This window comes from Pseudomonas sp. D4002 (assembly GCF_013385665.1).
In the GTDB taxonomy this organism is placed as follows: Bacteria; Pseudomonadota; Gammaproteobacteria; order Pseudomonadales; family Pseudomonadaceae; genus Aquipseudomonas.
Genome location: NZ_JACAPN010000020.1, coordinates 1 through 24599, shown reverse-complemented (window position 1 = coordinate 24599; position 24599 = coordinate 1). Strand labels below are relative to the sequence as shown.

Annotated in this window: 23 protein-coding genes; 14 read left to right on the top strand and 9 right to left on the bottom strand. The window is 59.9% G+C overall.

What is annotated here, in order from left to right:
* Positions 1 to 338: 338 nt before the first annotated feature.
* The 5 genes from HX824_RS14375 to dksA all read right to left on the bottom strand — a co-directional run bounded on the left by HX824_RS14375 (position 339) and on the right by dksA (position 6384).
* On the bottom strand, positions 339 to 1778 hold the full coding sequence (locus HX824_RS14375) for a sigma-54 dependent transcriptional regulator (protein ID WP_003212159.1): 1440 nt from the start codon (positions 1776 to 1778) through the stop codon (positions 339 to 341).
* A 22-nt stretch (positions 1779 to 1800) separates the two neighbouring features.
* Positions 1801 to 4755 carry a sensor histidine kinase gene (locus HX824_RS14370; RefSeq protein WP_023659379.1) on the bottom strand — a complete coding sequence of 985 codons (2955 nt, stop codon included), beginning with the start codon at positions 4753 to 4755 and terminating at the stop codon, positions 1801 to 1803.
* Entirely contained in the window at positions 4739 to 4915 is a 177-nt protein-coding gene (locus HX824_RS14365; RefSeq protein ID WP_003176118.1) for a hypothetical protein, read from the bottom strand. The genes HX824_RS14370 and HX824_RS14365 overlap by 17 nt, the downstream gene beginning before the upstream one ends.
* Positions 4916 to 4977: 62 nt before the next feature.
* On the bottom strand, positions 4978 to 5865 hold the full coding sequence (gene gluQRS, locus HX824_RS14360; protein ID WP_102368086.1) for a tRNA glutamyl-Q(34) synthetase GluQRS: 888 nt from the start codon (positions 5863 to 5865) through the stop codon (positions 4978 to 4980).
* An 84-nt stretch (positions 5866 to 5949) separates the two neighbouring features.
* The gene (gene dksA / locus HX824_RS14355) at positions 5950 to 6384 is read right to left on the bottom strand and encodes an RNA polymerase-binding protein DksA (protein WP_003212154.1); all 435 of its coding nucleotides are present in this window, start codon (positions 6382 to 6384) and stop codon (positions 5950 to 5952) included.
* 321 nt (positions 6385 to 6705) lie between these two features.
* Between dksA and HX824_RS14350 the strand changes: the two genes are divergently transcribed.
* Positions 6706 to 7878, top strand: a complete 1173-nt coding sequence (locus HX824_RS14350) for a pyridoxal phosphate-dependent aminotransferase (RefSeq protein WP_177054700.1) — start codon at positions 6706 to 6708, stop codon at positions 7876 to 7878.
* Entirely contained in the window at positions 7878 to 8591 is a 714-nt protein-coding gene (gene sfsA / locus HX824_RS14345; RefSeq protein ID WP_003212151.1) for a DNA/RNA nuclease SfsA, read from the top strand. The genes HX824_RS14350 and sfsA overlap by 1 nt, the downstream gene beginning before the upstream one ends.
* On the opposite strand, the gene HX824_RS14340 is transcribed toward sfsA, so the two are convergent.
* Positions 8588 to 8905 carry a Rieske (2Fe-2S) protein gene (locus HX824_RS14340; protein WP_003212149.1) on the bottom strand — a complete coding sequence of 106 codons (318 nt, stop codon included), beginning with the start codon at positions 8903 to 8905 and terminating at the stop codon, positions 8588 to 8590. The two genes, sfsA and HX824_RS14340, sit on opposite strands and share 4 nt — an antisense overlap.
* A 207-nt stretch (positions 8906 to 9112) precedes the next feature.
* On the opposite strand from HX824_RS14340, the gene HX824_RS14335 reads away from it, so the two are divergent.
* From HX824_RS14335 to HX824_RS14325, 3 genes are read left to right on the top strand one after another with little or no spacing between them, the layout of a single operon-like run.
* On the top strand, positions 9113 to 9991 hold the full coding sequence (locus tag HX824_RS14335) for a hemin ABC transporter substrate-binding protein (RefSeq protein WP_177021517.1): 879 nt from the start codon (positions 9113 to 9115) through the stop codon (positions 9989 to 9991).
* Entirely contained in the window at positions 9988 to 11025 is a 1038-nt protein-coding gene (locus tag HX824_RS14330; RefSeq protein WP_003212144.1) for an iron ABC transporter permease, read from the top strand. The genes HX824_RS14335 and HX824_RS14330 overlap by 4 nt, the downstream gene beginning before the upstream one ends.
* Positions 11025 to 11792, top strand: coding sequence for a heme ABC transporter ATP-binding protein (locus tag HX824_RS14325; RefSeq protein ID WP_003212142.1), 768 nt, complete (start codon positions 11025 to 11027; stop codon positions 11790 to 11792). Before HX824_RS14330 ends, HX824_RS14325 begins: the two co-directional genes overlap by 1 nt.
* A 249-nt stretch (positions 11793 to 12041) precedes the next feature.
* Here the strand turns inward: HX824_RS14325 and HX824_RS14320 are convergent, their stop codons facing one another.
* The 3 genes from HX824_RS14320 to HX824_RS14310 form a co-directional block, all read right to left on the bottom strand.
* Complete coding sequence (locus tag HX824_RS14320) at positions 12042 to 12314, bottom strand: TfoX/Sxy family protein (protein WP_003212140.1); 273 nt, start codon at positions 12312 to 12314, stop codon at positions 12042 to 12044.
* A 200-nt stretch (positions 12315 to 12514) separates the two neighbouring features.
* Positions 12515 to 12859: a pentapeptide repeat-containing protein gene (locus HX824_RS14315; protein ID WP_008436884.1), complete on the bottom strand. Its 345-nt coding sequence runs from the start codon at positions 12857 to 12859 to the stop codon at positions 12515 to 12517.
* Positions 12860 to 12953: 94 nt separating this feature from the next.
* A complete protein-coding gene (locus HX824_RS14310) occupies positions 12954 to 14510 on the bottom strand; it encodes a bifunctional aminoglycoside phosphotransferase/ATP-binding protein (RefSeq protein ID WP_003212136.1) in 1557 nt (518 codons plus the stop codon).
* A gap of 118 nt (positions 14511 to 14628) precedes the next feature.
* On the opposite strand from HX824_RS14310, the gene mrcB reads away from it, so the two are divergent.
* The 9 genes from mrcB to msrQ all read left to right on the top strand — a co-directional run bounded on the left by mrcB (position 14629) and on the right by msrQ (position 24458).
* Positions 14629 to 16953, top strand: coding sequence for a penicillin-binding protein 1B (gene mrcB / locus HX824_RS14305; protein WP_102604517.1), 2325 nt, complete (start codon positions 14629 to 14631; stop codon positions 16951 to 16953).
* A 16-nt stretch (positions 16954 to 16969) separates the two neighbouring features.
* Positions 16970 to 17710 carry a M48 family metallopeptidase gene (locus HX824_RS14300; RefSeq protein ID WP_008436887.1) on the top strand — a complete coding sequence of 247 codons (741 nt, stop codon included), beginning with the start codon at positions 16970 to 16972 and terminating at the stop codon, positions 17708 to 17710.
* The gene (locus tag HX824_RS14295; protein ID WP_177054699.1) at positions 17710 to 18042 is read left to right on the top strand and encodes a YqcC family protein; all 333 of its coding nucleotides are present in this window, start codon (positions 17710 to 17712) and stop codon (positions 18040 to 18042) included. The genes HX824_RS14300 and HX824_RS14295 overlap by 1 nt, the downstream gene beginning before the upstream one ends.
* A 431-nt stretch (positions 18043 to 18473) precedes the next feature.
* Positions 18474 to 20198 (top strand): acetolactate synthase 3 large subunit, encoded by a 1725-nt coding sequence (locus HX824_RS14290; RefSeq protein ID WP_008436892.1) that lies wholly within the window; start codon positions 18474 to 18476, stop codon positions 20196 to 20198.
* A gap of 2 nt (positions 20199 to 20200) precedes the next feature.
* A complete protein-coding gene (ilvN, locus tag HX824_RS14285; protein ID WP_003176102.1) occupies positions 20201 to 20692 on the top strand; it encodes an acetolactate synthase small subunit in 492 nt (163 codons plus the stop codon).
* A 50-nt stretch (positions 20693 to 20742) separates the two neighbouring features.
* A complete protein-coding gene (gene ilvC, locus HX824_RS14280) occupies positions 20743 to 21759 on the top strand; it encodes a ketol-acid reductoisomerase (RefSeq protein WP_003212125.1) in 1017 nt (338 codons plus the stop codon).
* 144 nt (positions 21760 to 21903) lie between these two features.
* The gene (gene pssA, locus HX824_RS14275; protein WP_003212123.1) at positions 21904 to 22761 is read left to right on the top strand and encodes a CDP-diacylglycerol--serine O-phosphatidyltransferase; all 858 of its coding nucleotides are present in this window, start codon (positions 21904 to 21906) and stop codon (positions 22759 to 22761) included.
* Positions 22762 to 22824: 63 nt separating this feature from the next.
* Positions 22825 to 23838, top strand: a complete 1014-nt coding sequence (msrP, locus tag HX824_RS14270; RefSeq protein ID WP_003212121.1) for a protein-methionine-sulfoxide reductase catalytic subunit MsrP — start codon at positions 22825 to 22827, stop codon at positions 23836 to 23838.
* The gene (gene msrQ / locus HX824_RS14265; RefSeq protein ID WP_177054698.1) at positions 23838 to 24458 is read left to right on the top strand and encodes a protein-methionine-sulfoxide reductase heme-binding subunit MsrQ; all 621 of its coding nucleotides are present in this window, start codon (positions 23838 to 23840) and stop codon (positions 24456 to 24458) included. Before msrP ends, msrQ begins: the two co-directional genes overlap by 1 nt.
* Positions 24459 to 24599: the final 141 nt, after the last annotated feature.

Here is a 24599-nt window from a genome sequence, read left to right as displayed (position 1 = left end):
TCGGCCTGGTTGCGGGGCAAGCCCCAAATGCAACGCCTCTCCAAAAGAATCAGTTAGCTGCGCCTCCGCCGTGTTGTTTTTGTTATGCGTGAGTCGATTCGTCTTATTTTTATTGTCTTGTACATTTGCTTGTTATTGTTTTTGTACTAAGCATATAGCAGGGTGCGTGCCAACTTTTGCGAGGCCCAGCAAAATAAGGGGTTTGGGGCGTTTTCGGGTTTTTTGTAGGCGAAAAAAAGCCGGGGCTTCGTTACCGTAAGCCCCGGCTTTTGTTACGTGAAAAATCAGCGGTAACAGTTTTTTCACATCTGCGGGTGTTACCTGTGGGGGCGACCCACTCAGCTTTCGCTGGCAACCCCGGTCTTGCGCCGCGGGATACCCAGGCGCTGGCGCCGTTCCCACAGGCATTTACGGCTGACGCCCAGTTTGCGCGCCAGTTCGGTCTCGGTCATGTGGTCCTGGTGCTCCAGCACGAAATGCTGGAAGTAATCTTCCAGTGACAAATCTTCTGTCGGCTCGTGGCTGTTATTACTGCCGCCACCTTGCTGCGGTGGCAAACCGATGAAGTCATCATCATCCAGGTCGCTGAGCTCGATATCGATCCCCAGCAGCTCGGCGGAAATTTCCGGGCTCTCCGACAGAATCACCGCACGCTCTACCGCGTTTTCCAGCTCCCGCACGTTACCCGGCCAGGAGTAGTGACGAATCGCCTGCTCGGCATCGGCAGCAAACTTCAGGTCGGTACGGTTGATGCGCGCACTCTGGCGCGCCAGGAAGGCCGTGGCGATTTCGTTGACGTCGGCGCCGCGCTCACGCAGGGCCGGCAGTTTGAGAGCTATCACGTGCAGGCGGTAATAAAGGTCTTCACGGAACTGGCCAATCTTGGCCAGGCTCTTCAGGTCACGGTGAGTGGCCGCAATCAGTCGTACGTCGACCTTTTGCGACTGTACCGAACCGACGCGACGTATTTCGCCTTCCTGGAGTACCCGCAGCAAGCGTGCCTGGGCTTCCAGCGGCAGCTCGCCAATCTCGTCGAGGAACAGCGTGCCGCCGTCGGCGGCTTCAACCAAACCCGCACGGCCAGCACTGGCGCCGGTAAAGGCGCCTTTTTCATGGCCGAACAATTCGGATTCGATCAGGGATTCGGGGATCGCCGCGCAGTTCACCGAGATCATCGGTGCCTTGGCGCGCTTGGACAGGTTGTGCAGGGCACGGGCCACCAGTTCTTTACCGGTACCGGACTCGCCCTGGATCAGTACATTGGAGTCGGTTGGCGCCACTTTGCGGATCTTGCTGTACAGGTCCTGCATGGGTGGGCAGGAGCCGATGATGCCGATTTCGCCGTTACTGTTATCAATACCGGGTTTTTCAGAACCATTGGCGGCCTTGCCCGCTGCCGGGCGTTCAGCCGGTGCGCTGCTGGCCGATTGACGGTCACGCAGGATTCGCGCTACGGCCTGGAGCATTTCGTCGTGATCGAAGGGCTTGGCGATGTAGTCCACCGCGCCCATCTTCATGGAGTCCACGGCCGAGCGCAGGCTGGCGTAGCTGGTCATGATCAGCACCGGAGTGCCTTGGCCGAGCTTGATCAGCTCGGTGCCGGGGGCGCCTGGCAAACGCAGGTCACTGACGATCAGGTCGAACGTGGGAATGCTGAAACGCTCTTGGGCTTCCTGCACCGAGCCGGCTTCGCTGACCTGGTACTGATTACGTTCAAGCAGGCGACGCAAGGCAGAGCGGATAATGGTTTCGTCTTCGACGATCAAAATGTGCGGCATTGATTCAACTCTCTCGACGGTCTCAGTTCACAGCGGACGTCGCTTCGACATGACGCGGCAAGGTCACCCGAATACGGGTGCCGCGTTGGCTTTCGGTGTCAGCCGGGCTGTCGATGGTGATTTGTCCATAATGCTCTTCAACGATGGAATAGACCAGTGCAAGGCCCAGACCGGTACCTTCACCCGGATCCTTGGTGGTGAAGAAGGGTTCGAACAATCGATCCATGATGTTCTGTGGAATGCCGCTGCCTTCGTCCTCGACGATCAGATCGACCGTGTGCTCGAAAGCCTCGCTCTTGACCCGTACTGCGCTGCCGGCCGGCGATGCGTCGCGGGCGTTGGACAGCAGGTTGATCAGCACTTGGGCCAGGCGTTGTGAATCACCGTCGACCCAGTGTTCCGGGTCGCACAGGTTGAAGAACTGTACTTCGAAATTGCGCCGGTTCAAGGCCAGCAGCCCAATGGCATCCTGGGCCACTTCGGCCAGGCACACCGCTTCGTCGTGATTCTGATGGGCGCCCGCGTGGGCAAAGCTCATCAGCGACTGCACGATGCGCGAAACACGCTTGGTCTGCTCGAGAATCTGCCCGCTGATTTCGATGATTTCGCCGTCTTCTTCGCGCTCTTCCCGCAGGTTTTGCGCGAGGCAGGCGATACCGGTGATCGGATTGCCGATTTCATGGGCCACACCCGCGGCCAGGCGCCCGATGCTGGCCAGGCGCTCGGAGTGCACCAGCTTGTCTTCGAGCATCTGGGTTTCGGTCAGGTCTTCCACCAGCAGCACCAGGCCGCTGTTGCCGGGCGCCAGTGGCTCGTCGATGGCGGCCTTGTGCAGGTTGAGCCAGCGGGTTTGGCCATCCAGCGCCAGGTGCTGTTTGTGCAAGTGTTCGTCGGGCAGGTTGATGAAGCCCTGGAGCAATTCTTTCCACGGGTCGCCAATGGTGTTCAGGCGCGAGCCCACCACACGTTGGGCGGCGATGCCGGTGAGCTCTTCCATGGCCTTGTTCCACATCAGGATCTCTTGATCCTTGGCCAGGGAGCAGACGCCCATCGGCAGTTCCTGCAACGTCTGGCGGTGATAGCGGCGCAGGGCGTCGAGTTCGGCGGCAAGGCCGGTGAGGCGGGAGTGGTAATCCTCCAGCCGGCTCTCGATGAAGTGGATGTCTTCGGTCACGTAGTTTTCGCCGCCGGCCTTGTAGGGCAGGAAGGTCTCGACCATGTCCTGGGACACGCTCGGGCCCATCAGGCCGGAAAGGTTGGCTTCGATACGGTCCCGCAGGCGGCGCAGGGCATAAGGCCGGCGCTCGTCGAACGGCAAGTAGAGATCGCGCAGGGCCTGCTCGACTTCCTTTTGTGCGGCCTTGGCGCCCAGCGGCTTGGCCAGTTGCGTGGCGAATTCCTGGGGTGAGGCCGCGTGCAGTTCGCGGCGTTGCGGGCGACGGACGTTGTCCACTGCGCAGGCTTCGGCAGCGCTGGTTTCTTCGGGGCTGGCGTTGGTGAACAGCGAGATCAGGGTGAACATCAGCACGTTGGCCGCCAGCGAGGCAATTGCCGCCATGTGCCAACTGGTGTCATCCAGCACGTAGATCATGTTCAGCAGCGGGATGTAGAAGCCCTGCAGGTTGCCCACCAGCGGCAGCAGCATGGTCACGGTCCATACCAGGATCCCGGCGAGCAAACCGGCGATAAAGCCTCGGCGGTTGGCGGTCGGCCAGTACAGCACCGACAGCACGCCCGGCAGGAACTGCAAGGTGGCAACGAAGGCAACGATGCCCAGGTTGGCCAGGTCCTGTTCTGCACCCAGCAACAGGTAGAAGCCATAGCCGGCCATGATGATCGCGACGATCAGGGCCCGGCGGGTCCATTTCAGCCAGCGGTAGATATTGCCTTCGGCCGGCGGCTGGTAGAGCGGCAGCACCAGGTGATTCAGCGCCATCCCCGACAGCGCCAGGGTACTGACGATGATCAGCCCGCTGGAGGCCGATAATCCGCCGACATAGGCCAGCAATGCGAGGGATTTGCTGTTGGCTGCAATGCCCACGCCCAGCGTGAAGTATTCGGGATTGGTGGTGGCGCCAAGTTTCAGGCCGGCCCACAGGATCAGCGGCACCGCCAGGCTCATCAACAGCAGGAACAGCGGCAAGCCCCAGCTGGCGCTGACCAGCGAGCGCGGGTTGAGGTTTTCGGTGAAGGTCATGTGGTACATGTGCGGCATCACAATCGCCGAGGCGAAGAACACCAAAAGCAGCGTGCGCCATGGGCCTTCCTGCAACGGCGTGTGCAGTGCGGCCAGGGCGGTCTGGTTTTGCAGCAGCCACAGTTCCAGCTGTTGCGGGCCGTCGAATACGCCATACAACGCGTACAGACCGACGCCGCCGATGGCGATCAGCTTGATCACCGATTCAAACGCGATCGCAAACACCAGTCCTTCATGTTTTTCACGGGTGGCGATATGCCGTGAGCCGAAGAAAATCGTGAACAGAGTGATCAGTGCGCAGAAGCTCAATGCCACGCGGTGTTGCACCGGTTCGCGGGTGAGGATGCTGATGGAGTCGGCCACGGCCTGGATCTGCAATGCCAGCAACGGCAGCACGCCGATCAGCATGAAAATCGTGGTCAGTGCACCGGCCCAGGTACTGCGAAAACGGAACGCAAACAGGTCGGCCAGGGACGACAACTGATAGGTGCGGGTGATTTTCAGGATCGGATACAACAGCACCGGCGCCAGCAAAAACGCGCCGGACACCCCGAGATAACTCGAAAGAAAGCCGTATCCATACTGATAGGCCAGGCCCACGGTGCCATAAAACGCCCAGGCACTCGCGTACACGCCCAACGACAAGGTGTAGGTCAACGGATGGCGAATGATCGCCCGCGGAATCATCCCACGTTCACTGATCCAGGCTACCCCGAACAACGCGGCCAGGTAGGCGGCGCTGATCAGCAGCATCTCGGTCAGGCTAAAGCTCATCGGCATCTTTTTGGCTCTGCAGGATGAAAGTCACGACGATCAGAATCAGCCAAAGCAGATAGGGCCGGTACCAGGCGCCTGTGGCGTCGATCCACCAATCCATGATGGCGGGAGAAAACAGGTAGATCCCGACGACCAGCAGCAGGACCAATCGATAGATGTACATGTTGGCCTCTGATTGAAAAACTGCGGCGATGGTAACGGATGGCTCGCAAGCTGCAAGCGCCTTCAGCGCAATTGCGCTTCGGCCAGCGTGAGTGTGCGCGGGATCTGTGTGGCATCCCAGTGTTGAATGCCCCAATCCAGCAGTTCCCGTGGGCTGGCGTGGTGCAGTTCGTCGCCCGCCGGCTGGCCCAGGGCGCGCAGTGCTCTTAACAGCAAAGGCGTGGCCTGGTCAGTGGTCAAGGGCGGTGAGCGGTAGGATTTGCCCAGCTTGTTACCGTCCGGCTGGATGATCAACGGCACATGCAGGTAACGCGGTTGGCGCAGGCCCAGCAGTTCTTGCAGATACAGTTGGCGCGGCGTGGAGTCGAGCAGGTCGGCGCCACGCACGATGTCGGTCACACCTTGCCAGGCATCATCGAGGACTACCGCCAGTTGGTAGGCATACAGGCCGTCGCGACGGCGGATGATGAAGTCGCCTACGTCGCGACCCAGATGCTGTCGGAATTTGCCTTGTACGCGGTCGGTAAAGTGGTACTCCAACTCCGGCACTCGCAGGCGGATGGCGGCATCTTGCTGGTCATGCCCGGCATTGCGGCACAGTCCCGGATAAATCCCGGCATAGGGCTCCAGTTGCTTGCGCGAGCAGGTGCAGGCGTAGGCCAGGCCATGATTGAACAGGCGGTTGAGCACTTCAGCGTAGGCATCGTGCCGCTCGCTTTGTCGGACCAACTCCCCGTCCCATTCAAAACCATAGCGTTCCAGGGCATTCAGGATTGCGGCCTGGGCGCCGGGCTCTTCCCGTGGCGGGTCGAGGTCTTCCATGCGCATCAGCCAGCGGCCTTGGTTGGCACGGGCGTCGAGGTAGGAGGCGAGGGCGGCGACCAGGGAACCGAAGTGCAGGTGTCCGCTGGGCGTGGGGGCGAAACGCCCGATATAGGAGGAGGCTGTCATGGGCCGGATATTACTGGAAAACCAGCAAACGCCAGAAACAAAAATGGGGCGTTCGCACGCCCCATTTGTTCAGCCCGGCAATGATTACTTGCCGACCTGTTTTTCCTTGATTTCAGCCAAGGTCTTGCAGTCCACGCACAGGTCGGCAGTAGGACGCGCTTCCAGGCGGCGAATACCAATCTCGACGCCGCAGGACTCGCACCAGCCGTACTCTTCGTCTTCGATGAGTTGCAGGGTCTTGTCGATCTTCTTGATCAGCTTGCGCTCGCGATCACGGGCGCGCAGTTCAAGGGCGAACTCTTCTTCCTGGCTGGCACGGTCTGCCGGGTCCGGGAAGTTGGCCGCTTCGTCCTTCATATGGTCAACGGTACGGTCAACCTCTTGCATCAAGTCCTGTTTCCACTGCTTCAGGATCTTGGAGAAGTGTTCGCGCATGGGCTTGCCCATGTATTCCTCACCCTTCGCCTCGACGTAGGGTTGGAAGCCGCTGATGCTCTGTTGCTTTGCTTGGGTGGGCATGAATGGACCGCCTCTCACTCTTCTAATCCATTGCGCAGGATTGCAACATCACCGACACCTGCCGGCCCTGCGGCTGCAAGCGGGCGAACTTACCAGATAGATTCGGGGTGCGCCACTCCCGGTTGTCGAGGCACCGTCTCCTTTGGCTTGCAAACCGCCGCAGGCCCCAGCAGGGCGGGCTTGTACGGTCTCGAATGTTGATTTTAGCTGTTTTGCAGGTAGTTGCTTGCCGTGCTTGCTACATGTCTTGGGGCAATAGAGCAGGTTTTGCGCGGCGGGTTGGGTAGAATCGGGGTTTGTCCTCAGAGTTAAGGAAGGCTAATGGCTCAGCCCTACAGTGCGCGCAGCCGCGCTATCGAACCTTTCCATGTCATGGCGTTGCTGGCGCGGGCCAATGAATTGCAGGCCGCCGGTCACGACGTGATTCACCTGGAAATCGGCGAGCCGGACTTCACCACCGCCGAACCCATCATCAAGGCCGGGCAGGCGGCGCTGGCCAATGGCAAGACCCGCTATACCGCGGCCCGCGGGCTACCGGAGTTGCGGCAAGCCATCAGCGGTTTCTACCAGCAGCGCTACGGGTTGAGCATCGATCCCGAGCGAATTCTGATTACACCCGGCGGCTCGGGAGCCTTGTTGCTGGCGAGCAGCCTGCTGGTGGACCCCGGCAAGCACTGGCTGCTGGCAGACCCAGGCTACCCCTGCAACCGCCACTTCCTGCGGCTGGTGGAGGGCGCGGCCCAACTGGTCCCGGTCGGCCCCGAGGTGCGTTATCAACTGACCGCCGACCTGGTGGCGCGCCATTGGGATCAGGACAGCGTGGGCGCGTTGGTCGCGTCGCCTGCCAACCCTACCGGCACCATCCTGACGCGGGACGAGTTGGCGGGGTTGTCGAGCGCCATCAAGGCGCGCAATGGGCATTTGGTGGTGGATGAGATCTACCACGGCCTGACCTATGGCACCGATGCCGTCAGCGTGCTGGAAGTCGACGATGAAGCCTTCGTTCTAAATAGTTTTTCGAAGTATTTCGGAATGACCGGCTGGCGCCTGGGCTGGCTGGTGGCGCCGCCTGCTGCGGTGGGTGAGCTGGAGAAACTGGCGCAGAATCTCTACATCAGCGCGCCGAGCATGGCCCAGCATGCGGCCCTGGCCTGCTTCACCCCGCAAACATTGAACATTCTTGAAGACCGCCGGGCCGAGTTTGGCCGGCGTCGCGACTTCCTGCTGCCAGCGTTGCGCGAGTTGGGTTTCGGTATTGCCGTGGAGCCGGAAGGCGCGTTCTACCTGTATGCCGATATCAGCGCATTCGGCGGCGATGCCTTCGCGTTCTGCCGGCACTTCCTCGAAACCGAGCACGTTGCGTTCACGCCGGGCCTGGATTTCGGCCGTTATCAAGCCGGTCACCATGTGCGTTTTGCCTACACGCAAAACCTTGATCGCCTACAGCAAGCCGTTGAACGGATTGCCCGCGGCCTGCGGAGTTGGCAAGGCTGATGCGCTTTAATCCTCCCCTTGAAGAAGGCCGGCTGATCCGCCGCTACAAGCGTTTTCTCGCCGATATCGAAACCGTTACCGGCGAGTTGTTGACCATTCACTGCCCGAACACCGGCTCGATGTTCAACTGCATGGTGGAAGGTGGCCAGGTCTGGTTCAGCCGCTCCAATGACCCCAAGCGCAAGCTGCCAGGCACCTGGGAAATCAGCGAAACCCCACAAGGGCGCCTGGCGTGTGTGAACACGGCGCGGGCCAATCAGTTGGTTGAAGAAGCGCTGCGCGCGGGGGTCATCACCGAGCTCAATGGCTTTACCGCCTTGAAACGCGAAGTCGCCTACGGCCAGGAAAACAGCCGGATCGATTTCCGCCTGGACTACCCGGCGGGCGCGGCATATGTCGAAGTCAAAAGCGTCACCCTCGGGTTTGACGGGACCTCGACGGCGGCGTTTCCCGATGCCGTGACCCAGCGCGGTGCCAAGCATCTGCGTGAGCTGGCGCATCTGGCGCGTGAGGGTGTACGGGCAGTGCAGTTGTACTGCGTCAACCTCTCGGGGATCGATGCGGTGCGTCCTGCCGAAGAAATTGATGCCGGTTATGCGGCGGCGTTGCGTGAGGCCAAGGCGGCGGGCGTCGAGGTGCTGGCCTATGGCGTGCGAGTGACGTCAGAGGAAATCTGCGTCGATCGCCGGCTGGAAGTATTGCTCGGCGACTAGAGTTGTACCCACAGGCCTTGTTCGTCCTCGCGGCCGGGCAGGGCTGTCAGGCTCTGGCCGGCGCAAGGGCCGGCGACGCACTCACCGCTTTCGATCAGGAACAGCGCGCCATGGGTGGCGCACTGGATCAGGCTGGCGCTGGGGTCGAGAAACTGGTGCGGCTGCCATTCCAGCGGCACCCCGCGATGTGGGCAGCGGTTGATATAGAAGTAGGCAATGCCTTCGCGGCGCACGGCAAACAGCTTGCGGCCGTCGATATCGAAACCGAGGCTGGCGTTGGGTGCGAGTTCGCTGGAGGCGCAGAGAAACTTCATATCGATCCTTAAGTGCCGCCGTTTGCGGGCTGTAAGGCTATCCTGGTTTTTGCCGCAGAGCCCGGTGCTTGACGTGCAAATGCAAACAATTATCAAATGCCGGCTTCGCCCGTAAGCTGACTGGGCGCTCTGTACGATGTCGGGCAGCCTTGATCTGTCACATTGCGAGTGTTTCAGCGGGCTCACCCCTTGGAAGGAAACCCTTTTATGCGCCTGAGTGCCAGTGCTATCGCGCTCGTTGTCGGACTGCTGGTCAACGCTGGGGCCCAGGCCTCTGAACTGCCACAACGCTGGGTCAGCGCCGGTGGTGCGTTGTCGGAATGGGTGACGGCCCTGGGCGGTGAGTCAAAGCTGGTGGGCGTGGATACCACCAGCCAGCATCCGGAATCCCTCAAGGCGTTGCCGAGCATTGGTTACCAGCGTCAGTTGTCGGCGGAAGGCATTCTGAGCCTGCGCCCGCAAATCCTGGTGGGGACCGAGGAAATGGGGCCGCCGCCGGTGTTGGCGCAAATCCGCAATGCCGGTGTGAAAGTGGAGCTGTTTTCAGCCGAGCCGGATCTGCCGACGCTGCAGGGCAACCTTCAGCATTTGGGCAAGCTGCTGGGTAACGAAGCGAAGGCTGCAGAACTGTTCAGTGACTATCAGCAACAACTTGACCAACAAAAGAACTGGGTGGCCAAGGCCCAGGCCACTCAAAAGGCGCCTGGAGTGCTGTTGCTGCTGGGACATGCCGGCGGCAAACCGCTGATTGCGGGCAAAGACACGGCGGCTGACTGGATGTTGCAGCAGGCCGGCGGCCACAACCTGGCGACCCACGATGGTTACAAGCCGTTTTCCGTAGAGTCGCTGGCGGGGCTCAATCCTGAGGTGCTGGTGTTTGCCGATCGCGCTTTGACCGGGGATGCGGCCCGCGCCGCGTTGTTCAAGGAAAACCCGATCCTGGCTTCGACGCCAGCGGCCAGGAATGGACGCGTCTATGAACTGGACCCGACGCTGCTGGTGGGTGGGCTTGGGCCACGCTTGCCGCAAAGCCTGGTGAAGCTGTCTGCCGGGTTCTATCCGTCTCAGGCTAATACCGCCCCATGACCACTCTGGTTAAACCGCGAACCCTGTTTATCGGCTTGAGTCTGCTGTGTGTACTGGCGATCTGGTTGTCATTGGCCCTGGGGCCGGTGAGTCTGCCGTTAATGGACACACTGCGGGCAGCCTTACGCTTGATGGGTGTGCCAATCGAGGCCCAAGGCCTGGAGCAGGCGGAGCTGATCCTCGGGCAGATTCGCCTGCCGCGTACGTTGCTGGGATTGGCCGTCGGTGGGGTTCTGGCGCTTTCCGGCGTTGCAATGCAGGGGCTGTTTCGCAACCCCTTGGCTGATCCCGGGTTGGTCGGGGTTTCCAGCGGTGCAGCGTTGGGCGCGGCGATTGCGATTGTCGGTGGTTCGTTTTTTGGCGGTTTGCCGGATGCCCTCGGGCCTTATCTGCTGTCGTTGTGTGCCTTCCTCGGCGGTTTGGGGGTAACAGCGCTGGTCTATCGCCTGGGGCGGCGCAACGGCCAAACCAACGTCGCGACCATGTTGCTGGCGGGTATCGCCCTGACGGCGCTCGCCAGTTCGGCGGTGGGCCTGTTCACCTACCTGGCAGATGACGCTACCTTGCGCACCCTGACGTTCTGGAACCTGGGCAGCCTGAATGGCGCCAGCTACTCGCGCTTATGGCCGCTGCTGCTGGTCAGCGCCGGCGTAGCACTGTGGCTGCCGCGCCGGGCCAAGGCGCTGAATGCACTCCTGCTGGGTGAGTCGGAAGCCAGTCACTTGGGCATTGATGTTGAAGGCCTCAAGCGCGAACTGGTGTTCTGCACCGCGCTGGGCGTGGGCGCGGCCGTGGCGGCTGCGGGGATGATCGGCTTTGTCGGGCTGGTGGTGCCGCATCTGGTACGCCTGCTGGCGGGGCCGGATCATCGGGTGCTGCTGCCAGCCTCGGTGCTGGCGGGGGCGAGTTTGCTGTTGTTTGCCGATCTGGTGGCGCGCCTGGCCTTGGCGCCGGCGGAATTACCGATCGGCATTGTTACCGCGTTTATCGGTGCGCCGTTTTTCCTCTACCTGTTGTTACGAGGGCGCGCCTGATGCTGCGAGTAGAAGACCTGCAGATCCGCCGTGGGCGCAAAACTGTTCTGGCGGACATCACCCTGGACCTGCTGCCAGGAGAAGTGCTCGGCGTATTGGGCCCCAACGGCGCGGGAAAAAGTACATTGCTCGGTGCGTTATGCGGCGAGTTGCAGCCCGACCAAGGCCGTGTGTGGCTGGATCAGCGTGAGTTGAAGGACTGGGGCGGAGCGCAGCGTGCCCAGCGCCTGGCGGTGTTGCCGCAGACCTCGACCCTGGACTTTGCCTTTCGCGTCGAAGAGGTGGTGGGCATGGGGCGCTTGCCTCATCAGACGGGCCGGGTGCGTGACGATGAAATCATCAATGCTGCCTTGCAGGCTGCCGACGTCGGCCACTTGAGCGGGCGCAGCTATCTGGCGTTGTCGGGCGGCGAGCGGCAGCGTGTGCACCTCGCACGGGTGCTGGCGCAGCTATGGCCGGGTGAAGCGGGGCAGACCTTGTTGCTGGATGAGCCGACATCAATGCTTGACCCGCTGCACCAGCACACCACCTTGCAGGCGATCCGCCGCTTTGCCGACCGTGGCGCGGCTGTGCTGGTGATCCTTCACGACCTGAACCTGGCGGCGCGCTACTGTGATCGCATCCTGTTACTGGAGGATGGCCGGCCCCATGCGTTGGACACACCGGCACAGGTGTTGCGGCCTGAGCCGCTGAAGGCGGTATTCGGGCTGGATGTGTTGGTGCAGCCGCACCCGGAGCGCGGCCATCCGTTGATCATTGCCCGCTGAAAATCGCCGCAGTTTTTTATGGGCAAAAAAAGACCCGGCAAGAGCCGGGTCAAATAACCGTGATTAGCCTGATGAGGAGATAATCTGAGAGTCCGAACCAATGGTCTTTCAGTTATCGGCTGATCTCGCGACCAGTTGTGATAATCATAACGATTCTCATTTGAGAGTCAACATTTGTTTTTGCGGCCTCTTCGAATTTCCTCAAACTTCTGCTTGGAATCCCCGTAAACGCGGGTGCAAGTTGGCATCTCAATTCTTTTGGCGTGCCGTCAGAGCGTCCAGCTGACGATTTAAAGCTTCCTTGCGTTCAACGGGAATGTCATTCCAGTGCACATCCATCAGCGCGCCTTCAATGGCATACAACAACACTTTGGATGCCCTGAAACCGCGGGTGCGTACGGCACGGTACGCGTCGACTGCCCCCAGGCGGCGTAGGTCGGACGCACTGTGGATGCCCACCGCATGCAGCCATTGCGCCGACGTCTTGCCAAGGTTTTTCAGGTGTTGCAGCTCATCATTCATCAAGCCTCCTTGCGACGGCCGAATGGTTCGGTGGGTATCGTGACCAGGCAAGCCTGAAAGGAGTGTAGCGCTCAGTAGGAAAAGCGTAGTTCTTTGGTCGGCAACGACCTAAAAGCTTCTAAGGCAGGCGGGGGTTTTAGCGTAGGAAAGGGTGAAGCCCCCGGTACGCCCTGTGCGTAGCCGGGAGCCGATGTAGCGGTTTAGCGAGTGCGGTAGCGCAGGCGTGTGCCGAAATTGACGGACATCAGGATCTCATCGGCGCTTAACTCAGGGGGGAAATAAGTGCCGGAGATCTGGGCATGCGCCAGGCTCGCGCCTTCCAGGGGGCAGTCGCGCAAATCCAGGCCGCGCAAGTCGGCGGAGCGGAAATAAGCGTCGGTGAAATCGACGCCCTCGGCATTCAGGTCGCGCAGGTCCAGGCCGCGAAAGTCGCCACCGCGCATATCGATGGTGCCGTCTTTCGGACGCTCCTGGTTGAAGCCGCGGATATCATCTTTATGCAGAAGCGCGTACAGCGGGGTATCAAGTAGCTTCGGCTGGCTCACAATGGCGACTCCCGTGTTGGAATTATGGCGCCATTATAGTGCCACTATTTCTCGGCCGTGAGCCCCGGAAGGCTGCACGACCAAGAAATATTTCTTACAGCCCCGGCAGGCGCTGGCGTATATGTGCCACCAATGCGTCCAGGGTCCCGCTTTCATTGGTCTCCACGCGCTTGCTGAGCAGCAACTCCTCGGCGCTGAGCGGGTCACGGGTGGCCTGCTGTTCTTCGATGATGGCCAGGGTGGCGTCGGAAGGGTCGTTCTTGTCCGCCTGACGTTGTGCCAGCCAAGCGGCGATTACCGCCTGTGGCGCATTGCAGTCAAGGATCAGGAATGGCGCGCCGGTGGCCTCGGCGATCTTGGCCGCCGCGTCGCGTTGTTCTCGCTTGAGGAAGGTCGCGTCCAATACCACCGGGAAACCGGCGCGCAGTACGGTGTCGGCGATTTCGTTCAGGCGCGCGTAGGTCGCGGCGCTGGCGTCTGCGGCGTAGATCCCGGCCTGCGGCGTGTTCTCGACCTTCTGCTCGCCGAACAGGCGCTTGCGCTCTACGTCCGAACGCAGGCGAATCGCCCCCAATGCTTCTACGAGGCGCATGGATACATGGCTTTTGCCAACGGCCGATACCCCATGGGTGATGGCCAGGAAGCGCGATGGGATGGTGCTGTAGCTTTCTGCCAGGTTGGCGTAGTTGCGGTACTGGCGCAGGGTGGTAGCGCGCTGCACCGCATCCGCCTCGGAAGGCATGCTGAACAGCGCGATCTTCGCGCGTACCAGCGCGCGGTAGGCTTTATAGAAGTTCAGTACTTCCAGGCCTTGATAGTCGCCGGTCAGCTCCAGGTACTGGCTGATGAAGCGTCGTGCCAGGCTCTTGAGGCCGCGGTCTTCCAGGTCCATCGCCAAAAAGCCGGTGTCGGCATACACGTCGGTGAAGCGGAACGGCTCGTTGAACTCGATGCAGTCGAAGATCACCACGTGGCCATCAATCATCGTGGCGTTGCCCAGGTGGATATCACCGTGGCATTCACGGGTGAAGCCATTGAGCTTGCGTTGTTCGAACAGTGGCTTGAGGCGCTCGAAGCTGCTTTCGGCCCAGGCCTGCAAGGCGTCCAGTTGTGCCAGGTCGGCCTTGTCGCTGAGGAACGGACGGATCTGCTCGAAGTTCTGCAGCACCGGTGCCATGACATCGTGCGGCGTGCCAGCAGAGTTAGTGGCCGGCACTTTCGGGGCATTCAGGTGAAAATGCGCGATCTGCCTGGCCATTTCGTCGATGTGCGCGCTGGTCAGTTCGCCGTTGGCCTGCAGAGTGCTGAGCAGTTGGCTTTGCGGGAACTGGCGCATTTTCAGCATGTAGTCGACCACCGGACCGTCGCCGCCCAACTGCGGTGCCTCGGCGCTGCCGGTGATCGGCAACACTTCAAGATACAAATCATCGGTCAGGCGCTGGTTGAGGCGCAGCTCTTCATTGCAGAAGTGTCCGCGGGCTTGCAGGGTGGTGAAATCGAGGAAACCGAAATTCACCGGCTTCTTCATCTTGTAAGCATAGGGCCCAGTGAGCAGGACCCAGGAAATATGGGTCTCGATGACTTGGAACTGATCCACCGGATGGGGAAACAGGGCCGGGTTTTGCAGGGCAGCAATCAGGGACTGGCTCACGGGCGATCCTTCAGAGTCTGGGAAAATTCATGGCGGGCATTATGGCTCCTACAGGCGGTCGTGCAAACCGCTGTCCGGCTCATGTTGGTCATCAATAAAGTGCGTATAATCCGCCGCCATGACTCGTACCCGATCTCCCCGTTCCCGTAAAAAACCTCCTTCCCGCGGCCTGCGCCCTTGGCTGGGCTGGGCGCTTAAGCTCAGCCTGGTAGGGCTTGTCGTGATCGCCGGCTTCGCGGTTTACCTCGATGCCGTGGTCCAGGAGAAGTTCTCCGGCAAGCGCTGGACCATTCCGGCCAAGGTCTACGCGCGCCCGCTGGAACTGTTCAGCGGCCAGAAGCTGAGCAAGGATGACTTCCTCACCGAGCTCGATGCCCTGGGCTATCGCCGCGAACCCGTGAGCAATGGCCCCGGCGCCGCTGCCGTCAGCGGCAACACGGTTGACCTGAACACCCGCGGCTTCCAGTTCTATGAAGGCCTGGAAAAACCCCAGCCGGTGCGCGTGCGTTTCTCTGGCGACTACGTAGCCGAACTGTCCTCGCTCAACGGCTCGAAGTTGCCGGTGGTGCGCCTGGAACCCTTAATGATCGGTGGGATTTATCCGAAAAACCTGGAAGACCGCATCCTGATCAAGATCGATCAGGTGCCGCCTTACCTGCTGGATACTCTGATCGCCGTCGAAGACCGGGATTTCTACAGCCACTGGGGCGTATCACCGAAGTCCATCGCGCGCGCCATCTGGGTCAACACCTCCGGCGGCAAGATGACCCAGGGCGGCAGTACGCTGACACAGCAATTGGTCAAGAACTTCTACCTGACCAACGAGCGCAGTCTGACCCGCAAGCTGACCGAAGCCATGATGGCGATGCTGCTGGAGCTGCACTACAGCAAGCAGGAAATTCTTGAGGCGTACCTCAATGAAGTATTCGTTGGCCAGGACGGTCAGCGTGCCGTCCACGGTTTTGGTCTGGCCAGCCAGTTCTTCTTCGGCCAGCCGTTGTCCGAGCTGAAGTTGCACCAGGTGGCGCTGCTGGTGGGCATGGTCAAGGGGCCGTCCTACTACAACCCGCGTCGCAACCCGGAGCGGGCGCTGGAGCGCCGTAACCTGGTGCTGGATGTACTTGAGCAGCAAGGTGTCGCCACCCCTGAACAAGTGGCCGCCGCGAAGAAAATGCCACTGGGTGTAACCACCCGCGGCAAGCTCGCCGACAGCTCCTTCCCGGGCTTTATCGACCTGGTCAAACGCCAACTGCGTGAAGACTACCGCGACGAAGACTTGACCGAAGAAGGCCTGCGGATCTTCACCAGTTTCGACCCGATCCTGCAGATGAAGGCCGAAGCGTCGGTCAATGACACCTTCAAACGCCTGACAGGTCGTAAAGGCTCTGACGACGTCGAGGCGGCGATGGTGGTGACCAACCCGGAAACCGGCGAAGTCCAGGCCATGATCGGCAGTCGCCAGGCCAGCTTTGCCGGGTTCAACCGGGCGCTGGACGCGGTGCGGCCGATTGGCTCGCTGGTCAAGCCGGCGGTGTACCTGACCGCGCTGGAAAAACCGAGCAAGTACACGCTGACCAGTTGGCTGTCCGATGACCCGCTGTCGGTCAAAGGGGCTGATGGCCAGATGTGGACGCCGCATAACTTTGATCGTCGCTCCCACGGTACGATTTTCCTGTACCAGGGCTTGGCGCATTCCTACAACATCTCGACTTCCCGCCTCGGCCTTGAACTGGGCGTGCCGAACGTGCTCAAGACGCTCGGCCGGTTGGGCATCACTCGTGAGTTCCCGGCGTTCCCATCGATGCTGTTGGGTGCGGGCGCGATGAGTCCGATGGAAGTGGCGACCATGTACCAGACCCTGGCCAACGGTGGTTTCAATACGCCGATGCGTGGGATCCGGAGCGTGTTGACGGCCGAAGGCGAACCGCTCAAGCGTTATCCGTTCCAGATTCAGCAACGCTTTGACCCGGCCTCGATCTACCTGATCCAGAACGCCATGCAGCGCGTGATGCGCGAAGGTACCGGGCGCTCGGCCTACAACGTGCTGCCGGCCAACCTGACACTGGCTGGCAAGAGCGGTACCAGTAACGATTCGCGGGACAGCTGGTTCGCAGGGTTCAGCCAGGACCTGCTGGCAGTAGTTTGGCTGGGGCGTGATGACAACGGCAAGACGCCGTTTACCGGTGCCACCGGCGCGTTGCAGGTATGGACCAGTTTCATGAAAAAGGCCGATCCACTGCCGCTGAACATGCCGCAGCCGGACAATATTGTCCAGGCCTGGATCGATCCGCACACCGGCCAGGGTTCCGATGCCAACTGTCCGGGCGCGGTGCAGATGCCGTATATTCGCGGCAGCGAGCCACCACCCGGTGCAGCCTGCGGAGCCAGTGCGCCCGCCAGTGCTGAATCGGTGATGGATTGGGTCAAGGGCTGGATGAATTAAGCAAAGAGGGTTTCACGTGAACAAGTTGTTGATTCCAGCTATTACAGTGTTGGCATTGCTCGGTGGTTGCGCCAGCGTGGAGCGGGGCTCTATTCCGGTGGTGGACTCCAGTACAACGGTGTCCAACAACGACCGGATCTCGGCCAACGGCGGCTTCCGCCAAACCGTTACCAACCGTCCTGCCCAGGCCCGGCCCCAGGCGCAAGCCGTGCCTCAGGATTCTGGTGTAGTGGTGATGATCCCGGGTGGCGGCGCTGCCACCTCGGCTCCGATCAGTACTCAACCATGGACCCCAGGCCCAAGTACATCGGGCCCGATCGACGCCACGCCGATTCAAACGGCACCGATCAACCAGGGCACCTACAACATGCCGTCGACGCCGAGTGGAATTCCTTCCGCCAGCAGTGCCGGCGGTCTGTCAGCCGATGAGCAGTTGGATGGCCCGGTTCTGGCGTTGCTCACCACTGCCCAACAGCAGCAGTCGGGTGGCGATTTGAACGGCGCATCGTCGAGCCTCGAGCGCGCCCAGCGCGTTGCACCGCGTGAACCGCAAGTGCTATACCGCCTGGCTCAGGTTCGCATGGCCCAGGGCGATGCCCCGCAAGCTGAACAATTTGCCCGTCGCGGCCTGACCCTGGCCAATGGCCGTCCAGACCTGCAGGCCAGCCTGTGGAGCTTGATCGGTGATGCCCGCGAGAAGCAAGGCGATGCTGCCGGCGCCGCCCAGGCTCGGCAAAAAGCCAAGGTAAGCCTCTGATGGATGCACGCTTTCCGGCGATTGCCGAACAGTTGTTGTTGTTGATCGAGCGCGAACTGCGCTTGCAGGGCTGGTGGGACGAAGTGTCCCCCAGTGCTGAAGCCTTGAGCAGTGTTGAGCCGTTTTCCGTCGACAAACTGGACTTTCACCAGTGGCTGCAATGGATTTTCCTGACACGGATGAAGCAAATCCTCGAACAGGACCTGCCATTGCCCAATGCGTCGGGGATTCTGGAGATGGCCGAGATGGTTTACGCCGATCGGCCACTTGAGAGCCTTGGCCTGCGGACTGCGCTGAAAAAGTTCGATCAACTGATCGTCGACGCTCGTTAATTGCCTGGCTGCCGGTTTTTCCGGCAGTCTTGCGCATATTTCTACCGCTTTGCGCCATTCAGGCGAGTTTTATCCCTCCTCAAGCCCCTTTCTTCTACGTTCTCATGCGCTTAGTTGGAAAAAAGCGCAATTATTGCTTGACTTGGAGGGGCTGAAACAGAAGAATCCAAAGTCCGCTGTAGAGGGACTGCCAGAAGCAGACCCACTCAGCAGATCATGAGGCGCATACCCGCGCCGACCTGTTACACCCGCAACGCGTTACCTCGCGCTGGGTGGGAAAATCCCGCAACACTTGGGACGCTCCCAATACTTGCTCAGTCAGTGCTGACGTAGTCGGCGACCACCGTCGCTCATGCTCTGCTGAGAAGTAAACCTATTAAGACCCGTCGGTTTTTAACGGACGGTATTCTGGCGTTTTAGAGGTGAACAACGTGGAGCTTTTATCTGGCGGTGAGATGCTCGTCCGCTTTTTGCGTGACGAAGGCGTCGACTATATCTACGGGTACCCAGGTGGTGCTCTGCTGCATGTCTACGACGCACTGTTCAAGGAACCGGCTGTTACCCACATCCTGGTTCGCCACGAACAAGCTGCTACCCATATGGCTGACGGTTACGCCCGTGCCACCGGTAAAGCCGGTGTGGTACTGGTGACTTCCGGCCCTGGCGCGACCAATGCCATTACCGGCATCGCGACGGCCTATATGGACTCCATCCCGATGGTGATCATTTCTGGCCAGGTGGCGAGCACCATGGTCGGTACCGATGCATTCCAGGAAACCGACATGATCGGTATTTCCCGGCCGATCGTGAAACACAGCTTCATGATCAAGCATGCCTCGGAAATCCCGGAAGTCATGAAGAAGGCGTTCTACCTCGCACAGTCCGGTCGCCCGGGTCCTGTAGTGGTCGATATCCCGAAAGACATGACCAACCCGGCGGAAAAATTCGAATACATCTTCCCGAAGAAAGCCAAGCTGCGCTCCTACAGCCCGGCCGTTCGTGGGCACTCGGGGCAAATCCGCAAGGCGGCAGAAATGCTGTTGGCGGCCAAGCGTCCGGTGCTCTACTCGGGTGGTGGGGTGATTCTGGGCGGCGGTTCTGCACCGCTGACCGAACTGGCCAAGCTGCTCAACCTGCCAGTCACCAACACCTTGATGGGCCTTGGCGCGTTCCCGGGTTCGGACCGTCAGTTCGTCGGCATGCTCGGCATGCACGGCAGCTACACCGCCAACCTGGCCATGCACCATGCTGACGTGATCCTCGCCGTCGGTGCGCGGTTCGATGACCGGGTGATCAATGGCGCGAGCAAGTTCTGCCCGAATGCCAAGATCATCCACATCGATATCGACCCGGCATCCATCTCCAAGACCATCAAGGCCGACGTGCCTATCGTTGGTCCTGTGGAAAGCGTGCTGACCGAAATGGTCGCTGCGCTGAAGGAAATCGGCGAAGCCCCGAACAAGGATTCCGTTGCCAGCTGGTGGAAGCAGATCGACGAGTGGCGCGGTGATCGCGGTCTGTTCCCTTACGACAAGGGTGATGGCAGCGTCATCAAGCCACAGACCGTGATCGAAACCCTGTGCGAAGTGACCAAGGGCGATGCCTTTGTGACCTCCGATGTGGGCCAGCACCAGATGTTCGCGGCGCAGTACTACAAGTTCGACAAGCCTAACCGCTGGATCAACTCCGGTGGCCTGGGCACGATGGGCTTTGGTTTCCCTGCGGCCATGGGTGTGAAGCTGAGCTTCCCGGACACCGACGTTGCTTGCGTCACCGGCGAAGGCAGTATCCAGATGAACATCCAGGAACTGTCGACCTGCCTGCAATATGGCTTGCCGGTGAAGATCGTCTGCCTGAACAACGGTGTACTGGGCATGGTTCGCCAGTGGCAGGACATGAGCTACGGCAGCCGTCACTCCCATTCCTACATGGAGTCTCTGCCTGACTTCGTCAAATTGGTTGAAGCCTATGGCCATGTCGGCATGCGCATCACCGATCTGAAGGATTTGAAGCCGATGATGGAAGAGGCGTTCGCCATGAAGGACCGCCTGGTGTTCCTCGATATTCAGGTCGACACCAGCGAGCACGTCTACCCGATGCAGATCAAAGACGGCTCCATGCGCGATATGTGGCTGAACAAGACGGAGCGTACCTAATCATGCGGCACATTATCTCCCTGCTTCTGGAGAACGAACCGGGCGCTCTGTCACGTGTGGTCGGACTGTTTTCGCAACGCAACTACAACATCGAAAGCCTGACGGTGGCGCCGACCGAAGACCCGACCTTGTCGCGTCTGACGTTGACCACCGTTGGCCATGATGAGGTGATCGAGCAGATCACCAAGAACCTCAACAAGCTGATCGAAGTGGTCAAGCTGGTCGACTTGTCGGAAAGTGCCCACATCGAGCGTGAGCTGATGCTGGTCAAGGTCAAGGCTACGGGGGCACAACGGGCCGAGATCAAGCGCACTACCGACATTTATCGCGGGCAGATCGTCGATGTGAGCGCCAGCGTTTATACCGTTCAACTGACCGGTACAAGCGACAAGCTGGACAGCTTCATCCAGTCGATCGGGACGGCCTCGATTCTGGAAACTGTACGCAGTGGCGTCACCGGGATTGCTCGTGGCGACAAAGTACTCAGCATCTAACTCAAATTTAGCGAATGGCCTTAAACGGCCTGGATATATAGAGGAACCTCATGAAAGTTTATTACGATAAAGATTGTGACCTGTCGATCATCCAGGGCAAAAAAGTCGCCATCATCGGCTACGGTTCCCAGGGCCACGCCCAAGCGTGCAACCTGAAAGATTCCGGCGTTGACGTGACCGTTGGCCTGCGCAAAGGCTCGGCCACTGTTGCCAAGGCTGAAGCCCACGGCCTGAAAGTGACTGACGTTGCTTCTGCTGTTGCTGCTGCCGACCTGGTCATGATCCTGACCCCGGACGAGTTCCAGTCCGCGCTGTACAAGAACGAGATCGAGCCGAACATCAAGAAGGGCGCCACCCTGGCCTTCTCCCACGGCTTCGCGATCCACTACAACCAGGTTGTGCCGCGCGCCGACCTCGACGTGATCATGATCGCGCCGAAAGCACCGGGCCACACCGTGCGCTCCGAGTTCGTCAAAGGCGGCGGTATCCCTGACCTGATCGCGATCTACCAGGACGCCTCGGGCAACGCCAAGAACGTCGCACTGTCCTACGCTGCTGGCGTGGGTGGCGGTCGTACCGGCATCATCGAAACCACCTTCAAGGACGAGACTGAAACCGACCTGTTCGGCGAACAAGCCGTTCTGTGCGGCGGTACCGTTGAGCTGGTCAAAGCCGGTTTCGAAACCCTGGTTGAAGCTGGCTACGCGCCAGAAATGGCCTACTTCGAATGCCTGCACGAACTGAAGCTGATCGTTGACCTCATGTACGAAGGCGGTATCGCCAACATGAACTACTCGATCTCCAACAACGCCGAATACGGCGAGTACGTGACTGGCCCGGAAGTGATCAACGCCGAGTCCCGTCAGGCCATGCGCAACGCCCTGAAACGTATTCAGGACGGCGAATACGCCAAAATGTTCATCAGCGAAGGTGCAACCGGCTACCCTTCGATGACCGCCAAGCGTCGTAACAACGCCGCTCACGGTATCGAGATCATCGGCGAGCAACTGCGCTCCATGATGCCGTGGATCGGTGCCAACAAGATCGTCGACAAAGCCAAAAACTAAGTCGTACGGATCAAGGGAAAACGCGGCTTAGGCCGCGTTTTTTCGTTTGCGGGGCAGGTTCTGGTATAAAGCTGCATCGTTTGCGGGCGAACACTCGCCGCAAGTTTCTGTCGAAATTTTTCACACCGTTGCAAGGTAAAGTCCATGAGCGAACGTCCCGAAGAGCCAAACCAGGCCTCTGACGCCGAAAGCCTGCTACCGATCGATGAACATGTCGAAGAAGGGCACGATGCTGAAGGCCGTAAAGTCCGGCATCGTGGCATCTATCTTCTGCCCAATCTGTTCACCACTGCGAACCTGTTCGCGGGGTTCTACTCCATCATCAATTCCATGAGTGCCCAGAGTGCGTTGGCGGCCGGCGATGCGGCCGGGGCCAGCAAGTACTTTGGTTTTGCCGCGATAGCGATCTTCGTCGCCATGGTCCTTGATGGCCTGGATGGCCGGGTTGCGCGGATGACCAACACCCAGAGTGCCTTTGGCGCCGAGTATGACTCGCTGTCGGACATGGTTGCCTTCGGTGTGGCGCCGGCGTTGCTCGCATTTGCCTGGGCGCTGGGTGATATGGGCAAGGTTGGCTGGATGGTTGCCTTCATCTATGTGGCGGGCGCGGCATTGCGTCTGGCGCGCTTTAATACCCAGGTGGGGACTGCCGACAAGCGCTACTTCATTGGCTTGGCCAGTCCGGCTGCGGCGGGTGTGGTAGCCGGTATTGTCTGGGCATTCAGCGACTACGGTATCCAGGGTTCCAAGATGTCGTTCCTGGTGGCCTTGATGGTCGCGGCGGCCGGCATGCTGATGGTCAGCAACATCAAGTACAACAGCTTCAAGGAGCTGGACCTCAAGGGGCGCGTGCCGTTTGTGGCCATCCTGGCAGTGGTGCTGGTATTTGCCGTGGTCTTCAGTGATCCGCCGCGAATCCTGCTGTTGGCTTTCCTCGTCTATGCCGCGTCTGGTCCGGTGCAGTACTTGCTGCATCTTCGTCAGCGCAAAACGTTGCCTTAATGTAATTTCCCCCATACTCCGCAGTCTATTGGTGCATCTGTCCTCCAAAGCTGCGGAGTTGCCATGTTAATCAAGTTTCCTAAAGCGTCTGATTGCCAAGAATCGGACGTCACGCCTGAATCCCTCTATTTCTCTCGCCGCAGCTTGCTCGGTGGTGCGCTTGCCGGCCTGGCTGCCAGCAGCCTGCCGCGTTGGGCCAGTGCGGATGATGCGGCACGTTATGCCGATGTCGAGCCGGGCAATGCACCTGGCTGGTTTGCCGAAAAGCTCCCGGGTACCAAATGGCAGGCGATTACCGTCAAGGACGAGGCCATCACCCCTTTCAAGGACGCAACCCACTACAACAACTTCTATGAGTTCGGTACGGATAAGGGCGACCCTGCAGCCAATGCCGGGTCTCTGAAGACTGAGCCGTGGAGTGTGGTGATAGATGGTGAGGTCGCCAAACCTGGGCGCTATGCGCTTGAAGACTTCATGAAGCCCTATCAGTTGGAAGAGCGAATCTATCGACTGCGCTGTGTAGAGGCCTGGTCGATGGTCATTCCGTGGATAGGGTTCCCTATATCGGAACTGCTCAAGCACGTCGAGCCGACCTCGAACGCCAAGTACATTCGTTTTGAAACCCTGCAGGACCCCAAGAGCATGCCGGGGCAGCGGTCCAACTTCGCCTTGATCGACTGGCCTTATGTAGAAGGGCTGCGATTGGATGAGGCGATGAATCCCCTGGCGATCCTTGCGGTGGGCATGTATGGGCGGGAGCTGCCGAACCAGAACGGCGCGCCGTTGCGGTTGGTGGTGCCGTGGAAGTACGGATTCAAGAGCGTCAAGTCGATCGTACGCATCAGCCTGGTCAGCGAGCAGCCGAAAACCACCTGGCAAAGTATTGCCGCGAGTGAGTATGGGTTTTACGCAAATGTGAATCCTACCGTCGACCATCCGCGTTGGACCCAGGCGCGGGAGCGGCGGTTGCCCAGCGGGCTGTTCAGTCCCAATGTGCGTGAGACACAAATGTTCAACGGCTACGCCGATGAAGTCGCCTCTCTTTATACGGGCCTCGATCTGCGGAAGAACTATTGATGCGCTATCCGATCTGGCGCATCGGCGTCTTTATAGCAGCGGCGGTGTGGCCGCTGTTCTGGCTGTACGAGGCCTGGAGCTTTGCGCTGGGACCTGATCCGGGCAAGGTGCTGATGGATCGGCTCGGGCTTGGCACCTTGATTCTGTTGTTAATAACCCTGGGTATGACACCGTTGCAGAAGCTCAGTGGTTGGGCGGGGTGGGTCGCCGTGCGACGGCAACTGGGATTGTGGTGCTTTGCCTATGTGGTTTTGCATCTCGCTGCTTACTGCGTGTTTATCCTTGGGTTGGATTGGTCGCAGTTGGGGGTTGAGCTACGGAAGCGGCCTTACATTATTGTGGGTACGTTGGGATTCCTTTCTCTATTGGTGCTGGCAGTCACCTCCAACCGATACAGTCAGCGTCGCCTTGGTGCGCGCTGGAAGAAACTGCATCGTTTGGTTTACGTGATTCTCGGGCTTGGTTTGCTGCATATGTTGTGGATCGTGCGGGCAGATCTGAAGGAGTGGGCTATCTATGCATCTATAGGGGGGGTGCTTCTGGTCCTGCGTATACCACCGGTGACGCGCCGAATTCCCCGTCTTATTGCTAAAAAACCATCTTCTGCAACAAAAGCGTAATTAACCCTTGACGGCAGATTCTGGAAGTCTATAATTCGCCCCACTTCCGGCGCAGTCGAAACGGAAAACTCCTTGGTAAACAAAGAGTTATGTAGGTTTCGGCAGCGAGTTGCTTCAGGTCATCGAAGCCCAGAAGGAGTT